This is a genomic window from Paenibacillus sp. N119s (assembly GCF_059447605.1).
The window spans coordinates 1-15,371 of the sequence record NZ_JCAJRU010000115.1; the positions used below are offsets into that span (position 1 = coordinate 1).

Below are 15,371 nucleotides of genomic sequence, written 5' to 3' on the forward strand. Positions count from 1 at the left end.
TAAGCAGGGTTAAAAACCGGCTGAATGAACCAAACTGTAAATAGGTTACCAAAATGCGCCAAAAGATAAGGGAAGGAGGCGTTGCTATGTTCCGTAAGCAGGAAAGAACGCTCATTATTGTATGTATCGTAATTGCGGCCATCATGCTATATGCCGTAATTAAAAGCATAGCTCGTTTGACTCCCTAGCTGGTAATCAAGAGTGATTTCGAAGTTTTCCCTATTAAAAATGTGGAATGAAGGAGTGAAACCGATTTGTCTTCACTGGACCCTGTATTACTAAGCCGGATACTGACCGGAGTTACCCTGTTTGTACATATCGTATTTGCATCCATCGGCGTTGGCATACCCTTAATGATTGCACTTGCTGAATGGCGCGGGCTGCGAACTGGTGATCCGCACTATACACTACTGGCCCGGCGGTGGGCGCGGGGATTCGTCATTACTGTTGCCGTGGGTGTCGTGACAGGCACCTCCATTGGTCTGCAGCTCAGCTTGCTTTGGCCTACCTTTATGCGGGTGGCCGGACAAGCGATTGCGCTGCCCCTGTTTTTAGAGACGTTTGCTTTTTTCATCGAAGCTATATTCCTAGGCATGTACTTGTATACTTGGGATCGGTTTAAAAGTAAATATTTTCACTTAATGCTGCTCATCCCGGTAGCGATTGCCTCGTCTGCATCAGCGGTTTTTATAACGACGGTGAACTCGTTCATGAACCAACCTCAAGGTTTCACACTCAAAAATGGAGTCATGACCAATATTCATCCCATCGAGGCTATGCTAAATCCGGCCACGCCGACCAAAGTGTCTCATGTACTGGCCTCCTCGTATACATTGAGCGCCGGGGTGCTGATGGGGCTGGCTGCTTACAGCATGCTGCGGGGGCGTAATCACCCTTATTTTAAAAAGGCGCTGAAACTGACGGCTACCTGTACCATTGTATTTGCCATCAGTACTGTGATGATTGGAGACGCATCCGGTAAATTTTTGGCCAAATATCAGCCGGAAAAGCTGGCTGCCGCTGAATGGCATTTTGATACGATGACGCACGCCCCTTTTGTATATGGCGGCTTTATGGATAAAAACGGTGAAATCAAATATGCCCTGAAAGTGCCTTATGCACTTAGTGTGTTGGCTGGTAATTTGCCTAGTACGGAGGTTAAGGGATTAAATGACTATCCAGTGGAGGAGCGCCCGCCGCTGTCTATTCATTATATGTTTGACCTCAAGATCACTACAGGAGTGCTGATTCTCGTCATCCCACTGCTGTATCTGATCCGCAAGCGGTTGCCAGGTCGTAAACCCTACCCCAAATGGCTGCTGTTAGCGCTCGTTCTGGTCGGACCGATGGCGATGGTAGCTATTGAGCTGGGCTGGATGTTTGCGGAGGTCGGCAGACAGCCGTGGATTTTACGCGGATATATGAAGGTGTCCGAAGCAGCAACCACTTCGACAAGTGTTGGGTGGATGCTGGTGTTGTTTGTTATTTTGTATCTGGTGCTGTGTTTCTCGGCCATCAAGGTACTCAGCAAGCTATTCCGTAATAAGGATGCCGTGGAAGAGATCAGACAGCTGGGCCTGGAAGGGGCTGATGGCAAGTGAGCTATGAAATTGTAGGGATCGCCATTTTGTGGACCTTCCTGTTCGGATACTTGCTGGTGGCATCTATTGATTTTGGTGCAGGCTTTTTCAGCTTTTACAGTGTGCTGACAGGCCACCAAAACAAAATCCACAATATCATTCAGCGGTATCTGTCTCCAGTATGGGAGGTCACGAACGTATTTCTTATCTTTTTTGTGGTGGGGCTGAACGGTTTTTTCCCGGATGCGGCTTATTATTATGGGACAGCGTTGCTCATTCCCGGTAGTATTGCGATCGTGCTGCTCGCGATCCGGGGAGTATATTATGCTTACAATACTTATGGGCATTCGGGTAAAAATAATATCGTCTACATGGCATTGTACGGTGCGACAGGATTGCTGATTCCCGCAGCACTGTCGACGGTCCTCGCCATTTCGGAAGGCGGCATTATTGTGGAGAACAGCACGGGTGTTCATCTGCTATGGGGTCATCTATTAAGCAACCCTTACACGTGGGCGGTTATTATTCTGGCGCTGGTGAGTGTATTGTATATATCGGCGATGTTTTTGTGCTTTTATGCCAAAAGGGCAGGGGACAAGGTCGCTTTCGAAATCGTACGAGGGTACGCAATGCTCTGGAGCGCTCCTACGATTTTGGCGAGTTTGTTCGCATTTTTTCAGATTAACAAACAAAATCCGGATCATTTTGCCAATATGCTGAGCATGGCCTGGATGTTTATCGCCTCCTTCATATGCTTTGTGGGGGCAGTTTATCTGGTATGGCAGCGGCGTCATTTGGGAATTTCCTTTATATTGGTGATGCTGCAGTTTGCATTTGCCTGGTATGGCTATGGCCGCTCACATCTTCCGTATGTTTTATATCCCTACATTAATGTATATGCCAGTTTTACAAACTCAACGATGGCGTATGCATTGATTACAGCGTTTGTCGCGGGTCTGCTGGTGCTGGTTCCTTCGCTGCTTCTGATATTGAGATTGTTCCTGTTCGATGCGAAGTATGTACGAGGACAAGCAGGAAAGAAAGGGTGAGTTAGAGTGGTAGCATTTGAGCATTTTACGATCATGTATGAGTCGCCGATCATTATCGTGGTGGCGATTGTGTTTTTGTTTATTTATTCGGCACGCTTTAAAAATCCACAGGACTGACAATAACATGCGGAACAGGCCTTCCCGATCGATTCCAGGAGGTCTGTTTTTGCTGTATAATCGCAGAATTTCCTTTACAGATGTGATTGAATTATACTTTACATATATCAGAATGTTGGATCATTTCATGTTCACATTCAAGTGACAATATATAGTTAAATTGAACCGTTGCGCTTTTGGAGAACGGGTCTTGTCAGGGAGGGGGTTGCACCATGCCCAAAGTACGTTTTACCAATATGGATCATGTAAATACCGATAAAACCATCAAGCAATTCAGACAATGGCGGCAGGAGCGACGCAGCAAAATAAAGGATTATACGTTCGTTGTGCCAAACCATCCCCCGGAGCTGGAGTTTCTGCATCATAATCGGGAAATGACGACGGCGACCTGGGTGGGCCATTCCACCTTTTTCATTCAGTACCTTGGGCTGAATATGGTCACCGATCCGGTGTGGGCAGAGCGTATGGCTTTTGATAAAAGGTTGGCTCCGCCCGGCATTCGTATTCAGGATGTACCGCCGCTGGATATCATTTTGCTATCACATTCGCATTATGATCATTTACATTTAGCATCGTTGCGGAAGTTATATCGCGCAGATACATTGATGCTCGTACCTAAGGGGTTAAAGTCGAAAATGATCCGCAAAGGCTTTCGCAACTGCCGTGAGTTGCAATGGTGGGAGCATTTTACGGTAGGCGGGGTGCGAATTACATTTGTTCCGGCCCAGCACTGGACACGGCGTACGCCGTTTGATACCAATACTTCGCATTGGGGTGGATACGTTCTGCAAAGTGAACAGCAGGTGACCGGCTCTGCCACGTCTGTTGCAGGGGCGGATGCTGATGCCGAATCTGATTCAGCGGAGGCACCTACGTTGTATTTTGTGGGAGACACCGGATATTTCCGTGGGTTTAAGGAGATTGGCGAGCGCTTTGCCATTGATCTGACCTTTATGCCGATTGGCGCGTATGAACCGGAATGGTTCATGACCTCACAGCATGTGACACCGGAGGAGGCGTTGCAGGGGTTTGTGGACTGTGGCGCAGATCAGATGATCCCGATGCATTATGGAGCCTTTAAGCTGGCGGACGATACGCCGAGAGAGGCGCTGGATCGACTCGAAGCCGAGCGTGAGCGCTTGGGGATTGCTAAGGAACGTATCCATGTACTGGGACACGGAGAGACGCTGAAAATTGGGCGCCAAAGCTCAACTAGAATCTGAGGGTTTCAATAAACGAGGTATATAAAAACGCGGCTCGGCGGACAATCATTTGCCTGCGAGCCGCGTTTTTTAATTTTAGGCTACCGTTCGGAACTAAACGGCTTCGATCTCACTCGCCAAAGAGGAATCATGGTTTGCGATGGGGTGACGAACGATTTTAACCTCATAGAACGTGATTTTATTTTCAATAATATAGTCTGGAATTTGGCGGTGGTTGTGGGATTCGCGGAAGGCTTCGCTTTTTGTCCAGCCTTGAAAGTTCTCTTTTTCCTTCCAGCGTGTGCTAATCGTTACTTCCTCATAATCCTTCGTGTTTTCCGTCAGCAGTACCTCCAGACCGAGGAAGCCTTCCATCTTTTCAACTTGTCCTTCTTTGTTAAATCTTTCGATGAGCAGGTGGGCATTGCCCGGTGTGATTTTAGAAGTATTTGTTACGATAACCATATTAAATTCCTCCTGAATGATGTGGTATGGTCGGTATAATAACCGGATAGCCACCCTCAAATTTGATGGTAGCGTTCATTTCATAAATGTCGCGAAGAAAAGCAGACGTCAAAATCTGGTGGGGTTCGCCAGCAATGGCGATTCGTCCCCTTTTAAGCGCAATCATATGATGACAATAGGCCGCAGCTTGCTGCAAATCATGCAGTACCATAACAATCGTCAAGCCGGACTCGTGATTGATACGCCGCAGCATATCCATAACTTCAAATTGGTGGGCGATATCCAGAAAAGTGGTCGGTTCATCGAGCAAAAGAATATCCGTTTGCTGGGCCAAAGCCATAGCAATTCGTGCTTTTTGTTGTTCACCTCCCGATAGAGTATGGAACATCCGATCTGCGTAGGGCATGATGCTTGTGATTTCCATGACATGATCGACAATTTGCTGGTCTTGTCTGGTAGGGCGTGTCCTCAAGCCCTTGGCATGAGGGGATCTTCCATAAGCGACCAGCTCGCGAACCGTTAATAACGGCAGCATATCCTTCATTTGCGGCAGCATGGTAATCGTCTGGGCCAAATCCCGCCGTTTGTATTTTTCCACAGGCTTGCCCAATACAGAAACCTCGCCTTGATCTTGCTTGAGCAGCCGGGTCAAAATCCGCAAAAGCGTAGACTTGCCTGAGCCGTTGGGACCGACAATGGCGGTGAGCTGTCCAGTGGGCAAGATAATGTTCACATCATCCAGCTGGAAGTATCCGCGTTGTAAGGAGAGATGTTCACCCTGAATGGCTGTCATCCGAAATTCCCCCGTTTCTTAAGCAGGATTAAGAAGAACGGTGCTCCAATGACGGCAAGCAAAATACCTACAGGCAGCTCAATTGGATCAAACCAAGAGCGTGCGACTGTATCCGCCAGGACAACCAGTGTCCCACCGCCCACAATGGAAAGGGGCAAGAGGAAACGGTAATCTTCCCCAATCAGCAGCCTTATGATATGCGGAACGACCAGTCCTACGAACCCGATCAGCCCGGCTACACTGACCGCCGTGCCGGCGAGCAGGGCAGAGAGCAAAATAATCAGCATCCGTTGAAGCTCTACCCGTTGGCCCAGCAGCTGTGCTGAATCGTCGCCCAGCAGCAGCAAATTTGCAGGCTTAATCGCAAATAAAGAGGCGATTAAGCCAATGAAAGCGTAAGGAGCCATAAACTCCAGATGATGCCAGCTTCGTCCGTTTAGCCCGCCGGATAGCCATGGAAGTACAGCCTGCACGCGGTCACTGTACATGACCATAACCCCGTTGGTGAGCGCGCCCAGCAGTGCGTTGATCGCAACGCCAGCCAGCACAATTTTGACTGGGGAAGCCCCGCGGTCCCAAGCCAGCAGGTAAATGACGATTGCGCTCAAAAAGGCTCCCAAAAAGGCGCTTACCGGAAGAAGGTAACTCAGCTGTGGAAGCATCACCATCGTAATGACGGCAGCAAGTCCACCTCCAGCCGATACACCAATAATGCCTGGGTCAGCCAGTGGATTTTTCATGACGCCTTGCAGAAGTGCTCCAGAAGCCGCCAGACAAGCTCCTACCAGTAAACCTACCAATACTCTGGGAAGCCGAAGATCCATTAGAATCGTACGATAGGTGGATTCATCGTTATGTAGCAAAATCTGATTGATTTCTTGAAGTGGAATCGATACCGAACCGTAAGCCAGTCCGTACACAGAGACAGCTAGCAGCAAGATCGGAAGGGTAATCCAGGCGATGGTGCGTCTTCTGGTGCGTTGTAGTTTGTTCATTACCATCGCCTATTTCGCCGGATACAGCTTTTGGTGCATCAGATCCAGCGCCTTAGTGACCCGTGTCCCTGGATTCGTCCCGAACAAGTCTGAAGGCAAAACCTCGACCTGATTGTTTTGGACTGCCCGGATTCCGTTCCAAGCTGCATTTTCCTGCATTTCTTTTATAAATGCGGCTTTAACCTCTTCCGTATTGCCGTGAGTCATGATGAAGATGTAATCAGGGTTAGCCTGTAGGATGCGTTCTGTGTTCAACTGTGCATATTGCGGGAAATTTTGCAGGCCCGGAAAATCAGCAGCGATGTTGGAGCCACCTGCGACTTCCAGAATGTTTCCGCCCAGAGAATTCGGCAGCGCGGCCATGTACGTAGCCGGAGCTCCGTAGACCAGCAACACCTTCGGTTTGGAGGCAGAAGCGGTTTCCTGTTGCAGCTTGGCTACTTGTTGGTCAATTTGCTGGTTCAGCTTTGCAGCCTGAGCCTGCTTTTGTAGTAATTGTCCGAACAGCGTAATTTGTGACTGGATATCCTGAACTGAATTGGCACCAGTCAGCAACAGCTGTGAACCGATTCCTTCAATGGCTGGAATGTCTTTTTCATTCATAGGATAACTGCCTAACACCACATCCGGCTTGAGCATCGTAATTTTCTCCAGATCCACTTCATGAGTGGAGCCTATTTGCTGAACGTTTTCAGCGGCGGGTACGACGGAAGGTCCATTGGAGTTGGGCCTGCCCACGGCGGTCCCGCCCAATGCGTAAATAATGTCCAGATCGCCATTGCTGAGCGCAACGATATGCTGAGGGACTTTTTGAAACGATAATGTCCGTTTTGAAAAATCAGTAACTTGAATCGTCGCGCCGCTTGTCGTATTTGAAGTGGCAGCTACGGAAGGACTGGCCGGTTTGTGATCTGTGGTCGAAGTTCCATGACTGCATCCGGTAACTACCAATAAAAGCGCTGCGGACGACCACAACACATAAGATTTCATGTTATTCCTCCTGCAATTTCAAATTAAACAATAATGATAATCATTTTCATTTATAGTTAAGAGAATGATAATGAACATCACTGACGATTGTCAATTAAAAATAGAAAATTTTTAAATAAATTTTGAATCAAAAACAAAATAGAGTCGTTCGAATTATAGAAGAAGGAACTACAAATTTTTCTTAAAAAATAGCATATATCAAGGGATTACGTACACATAAATACATATTGACATTTTCGAAAAGTGTAAGATATATTGGTGATGGGTTTACTTGATTTTGCGAAATTCTGGAATAGAAAGGTGGGGAAGAAAGCTCGAAAAGGGCTATTTTTTTTAATTTATTATTTGAGAATGATAATCAATTAGTTATATTCTCGTGGGGAGGAACTGCTGTCAAAATGAAGAAGGGGTATTCTGCAATAATAGCTGTGTTTCTGCTGGTGAGTGTGCTGAGCTTTTGGCCGACTTCGTCATCTGTAGGAGCCGCTGCGGCTTCTCCAACATTGGCGGATGGTACATACACGCTCAAATACAATATTCTTAAGGCAGAAAATGATTCGGTATCCATGGCTAACGATTATTTTGAGAAACCAGCTAAGTTGTATGTGAAAAAAGGGCAAATGACCATGCAAATTAAGCTGAATCATAGCGAATGGACAACCGGGTTTAAAGTGGATTACAAAGGTAAAATCATCGATACAAAGGTCATCCATAAGGATGCCAAAACCGATACTCGCACCGTACAATTTCCAATTTCGAGTGTCAACAGCCCGTTGATCTCTAAAATTCATGTTACTGTCCCTGCATACAATTACGATCATGATTATACGATCCGTTTCGCTTTTGATTCCAAAAGCATTAAAAAAGTTGCAGCCGTTCAGTCAGCTAAATCAGCCAAATCCTCTAAAAAGTAAATTGAAGCTTCTTTATCATTCATAAAATCAACATAAATTCAAGCATAAATAATGGAGGAGAGTGTGTAGATATGAATATGGTAATGAATCGCTCTGAGCAATTTTTTGGATCAAACCAATGAAACTTCTCAATAGGATAGCTATCTGACAAAGCCTGCGCAGGTTACGGTAGCCAATGGCAAAAATGTCGTTCGTCTGACTGTGAAAAGCAGCAATCTGATTACAGCTTTCAAAGTGGAGCAAAACGGCGTACTGCAAGATGCGACTGTGGTAAGCACCAATACGGCGAATAACACTCGTGTAGTGGAATTCGAAGTAGCTGATCTGAATGCAAAAGTAAATGCTTACGCGGAAATCACCATCCCAGTGATTGGATACACAGGCAAGTACGATGTACAACTGCAATTCGACGAAATCCAATTCAAAATTATACGTAAAAGGAGATGGAAAACATGAACATGGTTATGAATGGTATGGAGAAATTGTCTCTGAAAAAAGTAATGCTCACTGTATTGATGGCTGCGCTTATTTTTGTGGTACTAGCCCCATTCTCGGCTAATCAAGCGAATGCGGCTTTGCCTAATGGAACGTATCAATTGCCTTATACCGTTTATAAAGATGGAACCACGGAGCCTTCTTACATGGATACAAATGGTTATGTGAAAAAACCAGCCACACTGATTGTTACAAATGGTCAATACAAAGTGCGAGTAGCGATTACCAAAAGTGCTTGGGTTACTGAATTCAAAACTCAACAAAACGGCCAGTATGTGAATGCGACTGTGGTCAGCACCTCCGGGGATACAAGAATAGTTGAATTCCCTGTAACTAGCCCAGCTCAAAAATTGAATGTCAAACTGCATGTAAGCGTGCCTAAAGAACACACTGGTGGTATTCCTTACGATCACGACTATGTCGTTCAGTTTCAATTCGATGATAGCGATATCTAAGAGTTTGTCTTCGAAAATATGATTTTGAATTGAATACTCATTTGGAGCCTAGTTCCAAAGCTCCAAATGAGTATATTTTAAGTAGGGGGATACATCACCTTGAAGAGCCGATTTAACAAATATATTTCGACATTCGCTGCTATTCTAATGTTGTTTTCTTTAATTTCACCATACGCTGGAGCAACATCCGAGGATGAACCCACTTCGTCGAATTTGCCTGATTCAAGCACTACAGTGACTAGTGCTACGTATGCTACTTATCAGTATCCGGTAGAACTGCCAAGTCCATATGTTGAGCCTACCCAAGCTATAACTACAACTAAAGCGACTTATGCAGATGGAGAATACCTGATTGATTATAAGCCTTTACGAAAGACAGTCAGCGGAATCACCAAGGATTCGAGTTTTAAAACAAACTATACCTATCCTGGAGACCTGATCATTAAAGATGGAAAATACCATTTTTTATTTAAATTTGCGGAGGCTCAAGGACTTTCGAAATTTGTAGTAGAACAAAACGGGGAAACGGTTCCCGCCAAAATAGAAGTAGATTCCGGAAAAGCTTCGGGAACTGTGAGCTTCGATGTTTATGATTTTCATCAAGACGTAAATACGGAGTTTGGGTTTAACAGCAGTTCTCCATGGTATGTAGACACCGATCCAGACCGTTCAGTGAAGGAATGGATTGAGTTTGATCCTTCCAGTTTGCGACTTAAAAATTCAACGGAGAATCCAACGATTCCACCAGTGACACCGCCAGTAACGCCTCCTAGCACAGGAGAAAAACTAGCTGACTTGGACTTTACCCTCCTGAAAGATGGAACAGATGAAAAGTCTATGATGGATGGGTATACAGAGAAACCAGGCTCACTAATTGAGCGTGGAGGCAAGCAATATGCCCGGTTAACATTAAAGAATAGTAAACAAATTGATGGCTTCAAGGTAGAGCAAAATGGAGTGTTAAGCGACACCTCTATTGTAAGTGAAGATCAGAATGCGAATACACGAGTTATCGAGTTTGAGGTAAAAGAACTGCCTGCCAAGCTGAATGCATGGGTAAGCATCAACTGGCCTGAGCTGGGCTATGTGGAAACATATAATGTTGATCTCCAATTAGGAGCGGCTACAACCCCGTTTGATCCTGGGACGCCAGGTACACCAGGGACGCCTGGGAAGGGTATAGCGGATGGAACGTACTCGATCCATTTTAACGCGCTCCACGCAACCAAAGACCAAAAATCGGCCATGGCACAATATTTATTGTCCCCAGCCACGCTGACGGTATCGAAGGGCAAGTATGAAGCTTCCTTTACGATTAAAGACAGCACCACCGTGACCGAGTTCAAAACAGAACAACACGGAACGTTGACAGATGCAGATATCGTTAGTGAGGATAAGAATGCGAATACACGTGTTGTGAAATTCAAGGTGGCGGATTTGGACGCTATTCTGAATGCACAGGTTCATGTGAGCACGACCTATCCAGGTGGGGTTTATGAGATGGATCATAAGCTTCGTCTTCAATTTGATCGCAGCAGCATTACAGCTAAAGGTCCGGATAACGGAACAACGACTCCAGTTGAAAACGGCAGATACAGCATTGATTTCACCGTACTCAAAAATGGAACCAATGACCTATCTGTGATGGATGGATATATGCAAAAGCCAGCCACACTGTTAAAACAGTCTGGGAAAAATATCATTCAAATTAAAATGGATAAAAGCAGCTGGATTAAAACGTTTAAAGTAAATGGTTCTGAAGCTCAAGTGGTTGAACAGTCCACCTCTGCAGACACAAGAACAGTACAATTTGAAGTGCCTAATCTTTCAGATAAAGTTACAGTGAATACGCATGTCATCGTACCTGGATTGGATTTGGGTGGCACGCCATATGATCACGTATATGATGTGCAATTCCAGTTCGAGCCTGCTACCATTCGCGGCTTTGTTGAGCCTACCTCTTCAGGGGCCGCTGATCCTATGGTTAAATTGGATTTTGACAAGCTTGCCAATGGTAAATATGCATTGAAATTCAGCATTGTGCTGCCAGATGGTGTCACAGGTTCTGAATCTCCGGCTCAACGCTTCATCACCAATGAACCAGCGCAATTGGTCGTGGAAGGCGACAAACGGTTTGTTGGTCTGAAGCTGCAAAACAGCAATGAAGTTAAGGCGCTGCGCATTTGGGATAACGCAAGTGGAGGTTACCAGGATGCAGAAGTGACCCGGGAAGATGCGGCAAGTAATACGAAGGACGTCCGTTTTGGCGTAAGTGACTTTAAGAATAACGTAAAAGGTCAACTGGTTGTCTATGAAGCTCCTAAAGTGGCAAGTAGTACTCCGATGGTTTTCAAGGCGGAGGATCGAGTAGAAAAAGTATACGATTTTGAAATTAAATTCGATACCAGTAATGTATCTTACCACAACGAAACGAAAACAGACAAAGTAGAACAGGCGACAAATAACTTAGCCGATGGAGAGTACACTGCGAACTTCCGCGTGCTTGCGAACGGAACGGACAAGGATTCTTTGGTGGCACCGTTTGTACAAAGCCTGGCCAAGCTGATTGTGAAAAATGGTAAGGTCCAAGCCTATGTAACCGTAACGAACAATCAGGCTTTGAATTTATTCCAAACGGATTTTGAAGGCCGCTATACCAATCCGACGATTGTGGCTTCCGACGTCAAAGGTGATACTCACACAATGGCCTTCGAAGTGCCCGATCTGGATAAAAAGCTAAGTGTGTACACACAGGTATATCTGCCCGAGAAATACATTTTTAATGAGAAGTTTGGCGGACAGATTCAATTTGACCGTGCATCGCTCAAAGGTGAGGGAGTTAACGCAGCAACTACTGCAACTACTACTGAACCGACAGCAGCTTCTACGAATAAAGCAGTGGAAACGACCACATCCGTAGCTGAAGCCAAATCAGCAGTTGAACAGCCAGCTCAAGCGGCTTCCGAGAAGCGATACACGATCAATTACAACGTATTTAAAGACAAAACGAATGAGGTGTCCGTTATGGATGGTTATCTCGTTAAGCCGGCCACATTGATTGAAAAGGGAGACAAACGCTACATCCAAGTCACTTTGAAAAATAGCTCTTGGATGCCAACTCTACAGGTGGAACAGAACGGTACGCTAAAAGATGTGGAAGTGATTTCGACATCCGGCGATACGCGTATCGTTCAATTTGAGGCAGGGGACTTGTCTCGGAAAATCAGTGCTCACACACACGTCATTGTGCCTGGCTTGGTCCTTGGCGGAGTACTCTATGATCACTGGTATACGGTTCAGTTCCAATTTGATGAAGCAAGCCTAAAAGTGAAATAACCTCAGGTTATGGCATCAATGAAGCCCGAATAACAGCAAAGTTTGTAAGCGTGCAAGTCTTGGTGCCCCGGTATCAAGACTTGTCAGCATTTACATACCCCAAAAAGTTGGGACTCACGCTATTGCTTTATATTTTGAATTGAGGTGATTGGATTTTCATGAAACAGTATGCAGCTTTGGCTGAGAGGAAATCTTTTTGTTTCTATATATTAATCGGTATCATGATCTTATTGCTGGCTGGATGCTCCGGGGGAACAGAGGCTGGACAGAACCAAAGCGCTGGTTCGGCTTTAACGACAGCATCTGAAGCAAACGGAAAGTCGTCTGACGATAAAGCACAAGCTCCACGTATTGTGGCGACTACAGTAGCCATTGCTGAAATTACGGATGCGCTGGGCTTGGATTTGGCTGGCAAGCCGACCAGCACCAAAGCACTGCCTGACCGTTACAAGGACGTTCCTGATGTCGGGAATCCAATGAGTCCTGATATGGAAAAAGTAATGTCCTTGAAGCCTACAGATGTGCTGTCGGTAACCACACTCCAATATGATTTGGAGCCTAAGTTTAAGGACCTGAACATCAATGCTGAATTTTTGAATTTTGAAAGCCTTGCGAATATGCAAAAGGAAATTCAAAAGCTGGGGGACCGATTTGATAAAGCTGAAAAGGCAAAAGAGATGAATGGGGCGTTGGATGCCAAAGTCGCCGAGATTCAGCAAAAGATCCAAGGCAAGAAGTCCCCTAAAGTCCTAATTTTACTGGGGGTTCCGGGAAGCTATCTGGTAGCTACTGAACATTCCTATATTGGGGATTTGGTTAAAATTGCAGGCGGAACCAATGTGGTTCAGGGTGAAAAGGTGGAGTTCATAGCCCACAATACCGAAGCCTTGCAGCAATCCAATCCCGATATCATTTTGCGCGCTGCGCACGGGATGCCGGATGAGGTCGTAAAAATGTTCGATGAAGAGTTCAAAACGAACGATATCTGGAAGCATTTCAACGCTGTGAAGAAGGGGCATGTTTATGATCTGCCTGAACCGTTGTTTGGTACCACAGGGAACTTAGCGGCAAGCTCTGCGCTGGATGAGCTGATGAAAATGCTGTATCCTTCGAATTAAAGGAAGCTGATGACATGTCCAAAAAATTATGGAGCCTTATTGTTGTAATTGTCTTACTTGTCGGTATCATGTTGTATTCAGCGATGACAGGCAGTCTCAAGGTAAATTTGAGTCAGTTGGTGACCGGATTGTGGACAGGTACAGATGATCAGGTAAATGTGGTCAAGGATCTCAGACTACCGAGAATTATCGTAGCCGTGATGGCGGGTGCAGCCCTTGCAGTGGCGGGCGTTTTGCTGCAAGCTGTCATGAAAAACCCGCTGGCAGATTCCGGGGTGATCGGCATTTCTTCGGGAGCGGCCTTGATCTCGCTGATTGCGGTGACCGTCTTTCCGACGCTATATTTCTGGATGCCGTTCTTTTCGTTTATTGGCGGTGCATTGGCCTGCCTAATGGTGTACGGATTTTCATGGAAATCCGGCTTGCATCCCATTCGTCTTATTCTGATTGGGGTGGCAGTAAACGCTATTTTCTCCGGCCTGGGTCAGTCGTTTAATTATCGGGGCAGTTATGCGGTCACCAGCATTAATCAGGTCACCACCTCAACGTTGTCTATGAAAAAATGGGTGGATGTCGAGGTAATTGTGACCTATGGCGGGATGGGTCTGATTTTAGCCATGCTTGTGTTCTCCTGGTGTAATTTCTTGTCCCTTCAAGATAAGACGGCTAAAAATCTGGGCTTCAATGTGACGCGCGCACGACTTTTGATTTCTGTGATTGCAGTGCTGCTTGCAGCAACGGCTACCGGCATTGCAGGAGTGATTGCTTTTATCGGTCTGCTTGTTCCGCATTGTGCCCGCTACCTGGTTGGCTCGGATCATAAGTGGCTGATTCCGTTCTCGGCCCTATGCGGCGGTTTGCTGCTGTTGCTTGCGGATACACTCGGACGAACGGTGCTGGCTCCCAATGAAATTCCGGCCTCTATTATTATGGCAGTCATTGGCGGACCATTCCTGATATTCCTGATCAGAAAGGCGGATCGCACCTATGGACATTAAAGATGTAACCTTCTCCTATGATCGGAAAACAGATCGTTTACATGCGATCAATGCTGTTATTGAGCGGGGACGAATTACGACAATTATTGGGCCCAACGGATGTGGCAAATCGACACTGCTCAGCGTGATGTCCAACAATGCCGCTCCTCGCATGGGTCAGGTCGTTCTGGACGGCAAGGAGATAGCCCACTACAAGCCCAAGGAGCTGGCTCGCCAATTGGCGGTAGTTCATCAGCAGAACGAGGCACCCTCCGACCTGACAGTAGAAAAGCTCGTCAGCTTCGGAAGATTGCCTCATAAGAGCATGTTCACAACCAACCGGGAAGAGGACGAGGAAGCAGTCGAATGGGCGATAGCCTGTACCAATCTGGAGGAACGCAGAACACGTACACTGGATCAGCTTTCCGGCGGGGAACGACAGCGTGTATGGATTGCGATGGCCTTGGCGCAGCGAACGCCGATTTTGTTTTTGGATGAGCCGACCACCTATCTGGATATGTATTACCAGCTCGAGATTCTGGAGCTGATCCGGCAGCTCAATCAGGAGCACGGACTGACCATCGTGATGGTGCTGCATGATATGAATCAGGCTATTCGGTATAGCGATGTGATGATCGCTATGAAGGAAGGACGTATTATAGCGAATGGTCCACCTACAGAGGTCGTTACACCCGAACTGATTCAGGAAGTCTATGGTGTAAAGGTAGTCATAAGACAAGACGACGAGGCGGGCATGTATCTGATCCCGATAGGCGTTGGAGCTTCCGGACATTTACCCGTACAGAGAGAGTGCAAGGTGCCTGTTCTTGAGTTATCCCATTGAATCTAAAATATAAAAATGGTTCTGGTCCAGGTGTTTGTCAG

15 protein-coding genes are annotated in these 15,371 nt (G+C 46.3%); 11 read left to right on the top strand and 4 right to left on the bottom strand.

From position 1 onward, the window contains the following. The first annotated feature begins 254 nt into the window (after window positions 1–254). The 4 genes from AC5V8P_RS14345 to AC5V8P_RS14360 all read left to right on the top strand — a co-directional run bounded on the left by AC5V8P_RS14345 (window position 255) and on the right by AC5V8P_RS14360 (window position 3,969). Window positions 255–1,601: a cytochrome ubiquinol oxidase subunit I gene (locus tag AC5V8P_RS14345; protein WP_063212856.1), complete on the top strand. Its 1,347-nt coding sequence runs from the start codon at window positions 255–257 to the stop codon at window positions 1,599–1,601. Beyond that, a complete protein-coding gene (locus tag AC5V8P_RS14350; RefSeq protein WP_063212855.1) occupies window positions 1,598–2,629 on the top strand; it encodes a cytochrome d ubiquinol oxidase subunit II in 1,032 nt (343 codons plus the stop codon). Before AC5V8P_RS14345 ends, AC5V8P_RS14350 begins: the two co-directional genes overlap by 4 nt. 6 nt (window positions 2,630–2,635) lie before the next feature. Further along, window positions 2,636–2,746: a cytochrome bd oxidase small subunit CydS family protein gene (gene cydS, locus AC5V8P_RS14355; protein WP_014278118.1), complete on the top strand. Its 111-nt coding sequence runs from the start codon at window positions 2,636–2,638 to the stop codon at window positions 2,744–2,746. Window positions 2,747–2,958: 212 nt separating this feature from the next. After that, window positions 2,959–3,969 (top strand): MBL fold metallo-hydrolase, encoded by a 1,011-nt coding sequence (locus tag AC5V8P_RS14360; RefSeq protein WP_064797219.1) that lies wholly within the window; start codon window positions 2,959–2,961, stop codon window positions 3,967–3,969. A gap of 93 nt (window positions 3,970–4,062) precedes the next feature. Here AC5V8P_RS14360 and isdG read toward each other — a convergent pair whose 3' ends face one another. Genes isdG through AC5V8P_RS14380 form a run of 4 tightly spaced genes read right to left on the bottom strand, consistent with a single transcriptional unit; the run spans window position 4,063 to window position 7,191 of the window. After that, complete coding sequence (isdG, locus tag AC5V8P_RS14365) at window positions 4,063–4,413, bottom strand: heme oxygenase (RefSeq protein WP_063212853.1); 351 nt, start codon at window positions 4,411–4,413, stop codon at window positions 4,063–4,065. Between the two features lies 1 nt (window position 4,414). After that, entirely contained in the window at window positions 4,415–5,206 is a 792-nt protein-coding gene (locus AC5V8P_RS14370) for an ABC transporter ATP-binding protein (RefSeq protein ID WP_064797218.1), read from the bottom strand. Then, window positions 5,203–6,201: a FecCD family ABC transporter permease gene (locus AC5V8P_RS14375; RefSeq protein WP_196771878.1), complete on the bottom strand. Its 999-nt coding sequence runs from the start codon at window positions 6,199–6,201 to the stop codon at window positions 5,203–5,205. The genes AC5V8P_RS14370 and AC5V8P_RS14375 overlap by 4 nt, the downstream gene beginning before the upstream one ends. Window positions 6,202–6,210: 9 nt before the next feature. Further along, complete coding sequence (locus AC5V8P_RS14380; protein ID WP_064797216.1) at window positions 6,211–7,191, bottom strand: ABC transporter substrate-binding protein; 981 nt, start codon at window positions 7,189–7,191, stop codon at window positions 6,211–6,213. A 398-nt stretch (window positions 7,192–7,589) separates the two neighbouring features. Between AC5V8P_RS14380 and isdC the strand changes: the two genes are divergently transcribed. The 7 genes from isdC to AC5V8P_RS14415 all read left to right on the top strand — a co-directional run bounded on the left by isdC (window position 7,590) and on the right by AC5V8P_RS14415 (window position 15,330). Beyond that, complete coding sequence (gene isdC, locus AC5V8P_RS14385) at window positions 7,590–8,105, top strand: heme uptake protein IsdC (protein ID WP_063212849.1); 516 nt, start codon at window positions 7,590–7,592, stop codon at window positions 8,103–8,105. 144 nt (window positions 8,106–8,249) lie between these two features. Further along, on the top strand, window positions 8,250–8,561 hold the full coding sequence (locus AC5V8P_RS14390; RefSeq protein WP_495473692.1) for an NEAT domain-containing protein: 312 nt from the start codon (window positions 8,250–8,252) through the stop codon (window positions 8,559–8,561). Next, complete coding sequence (locus tag AC5V8P_RS14395; RefSeq protein ID WP_063212848.1) at window positions 8,558–9,055, top strand: NEAT domain-containing protein; 498 nt, start codon at window positions 8,558–8,560, stop codon at window positions 9,053–9,055. The genes AC5V8P_RS14390 and AC5V8P_RS14395 overlap by 4 nt, the downstream gene beginning before the upstream one ends. Window positions 9,056–9,154: 99 nt before the next feature. Further along, window positions 9,155–12,391, top strand: coding sequence for an NEAT domain-containing protein (locus tag AC5V8P_RS14400; protein WP_064797215.1), 3,237 nt, complete (start codon window positions 9,155–9,157; stop codon window positions 12,389–12,391). A 158-nt stretch (window positions 12,392–12,549) separates the two neighbouring features. After that, complete coding sequence (gene isdE, locus AC5V8P_RS14405; protein WP_063212846.1) at window positions 12,550–13,509, top strand: heme ABC transporter substrate-binding protein IsdE; 960 nt, start codon at window positions 12,550–12,552, stop codon at window positions 13,507–13,509. A 14-nt stretch (window positions 13,510–13,523) separates the two neighbouring features. Further along, a complete protein-coding gene (locus AC5V8P_RS14410; RefSeq protein WP_064797214.1) occupies window positions 13,524–14,507 on the top strand; it encodes a FecCD family ABC transporter permease in 984 nt (327 codons plus the stop codon). After that, window positions 14,497–15,330, top strand: a complete 834-nt coding sequence (locus tag AC5V8P_RS14415; RefSeq protein ID WP_063212844.1) for an ABC transporter ATP-binding protein — start codon at window positions 14,497–14,499, stop codon at window positions 15,328–15,330. Before AC5V8P_RS14410 ends, AC5V8P_RS14415 begins: the two co-directional genes overlap by 11 nt. Window positions 15,331–15,371 lie beyond the last annotated feature (41 nt).

Coding starts and splice junctions, on each gene's coding strand:
- AC5V8P_RS14360 (WP_064797219.1), top strand. CDS start 2,959: ATGCCCAAAGTACGTTTTACCAATATGGATCATGTAAATACCGATAAA.
- isdG (WP_063212853.1), bottom strand. CDS start 4,413: ATGGTTATCGTAACAAATACTTCTAAAATCACACCGGGCAATGCCCAC.
- AC5V8P_RS14370 (WP_064797218.1), bottom strand. CDS start 5,206: ATGACAGCCATTCAGGGTGAACATCTCTCCTTACAACGCGGATACTTC.
- AC5V8P_RS14375 (WP_196771878.1), bottom strand. CDS start 6,201: ATGAACAAACTACAACGCACCAGAAGACGCACCATCGCCTGGATTACC.
- AC5V8P_RS14380 (WP_064797216.1), bottom strand. CDS start 7,191: ATGAAATCTTATGTGTTGTGGTCGTCCGCAGCGCTTTTATTGGTAGTT.
- isdC (WP_063212849.1), top strand. CDS start 7,590: ATGAAGAAGGGGTATTCTGCAATAATAGCTGTGTTTCTGCTGGTGAGT.
- AC5V8P_RS14395 (WP_063212848.1), top strand. CDS start 8,558: ATGAACATGGTTATGAATGGTATGGAGAAATTGTCTCTGAAAAAAGTA.
- isdE (WP_063212846.1), top strand. CDS start 12,550: ATGAAACAGTATGCAGCTTTGGCTGAGAGGAAATCTTTTTGTTTCTAT.
- AC5V8P_RS14410 (WP_064797214.1), top strand. CDS start 13,524: ATGTCCAAAAAATTATGGAGCCTTATTGTTGTAATTGTCTTACTTGTC.
- AC5V8P_RS14415 (WP_063212844.1), top strand. CDS start 14,497: ATGGACATTAAAGATGTAACCTTCTCCTATGATCGGAAAACAGATCGT.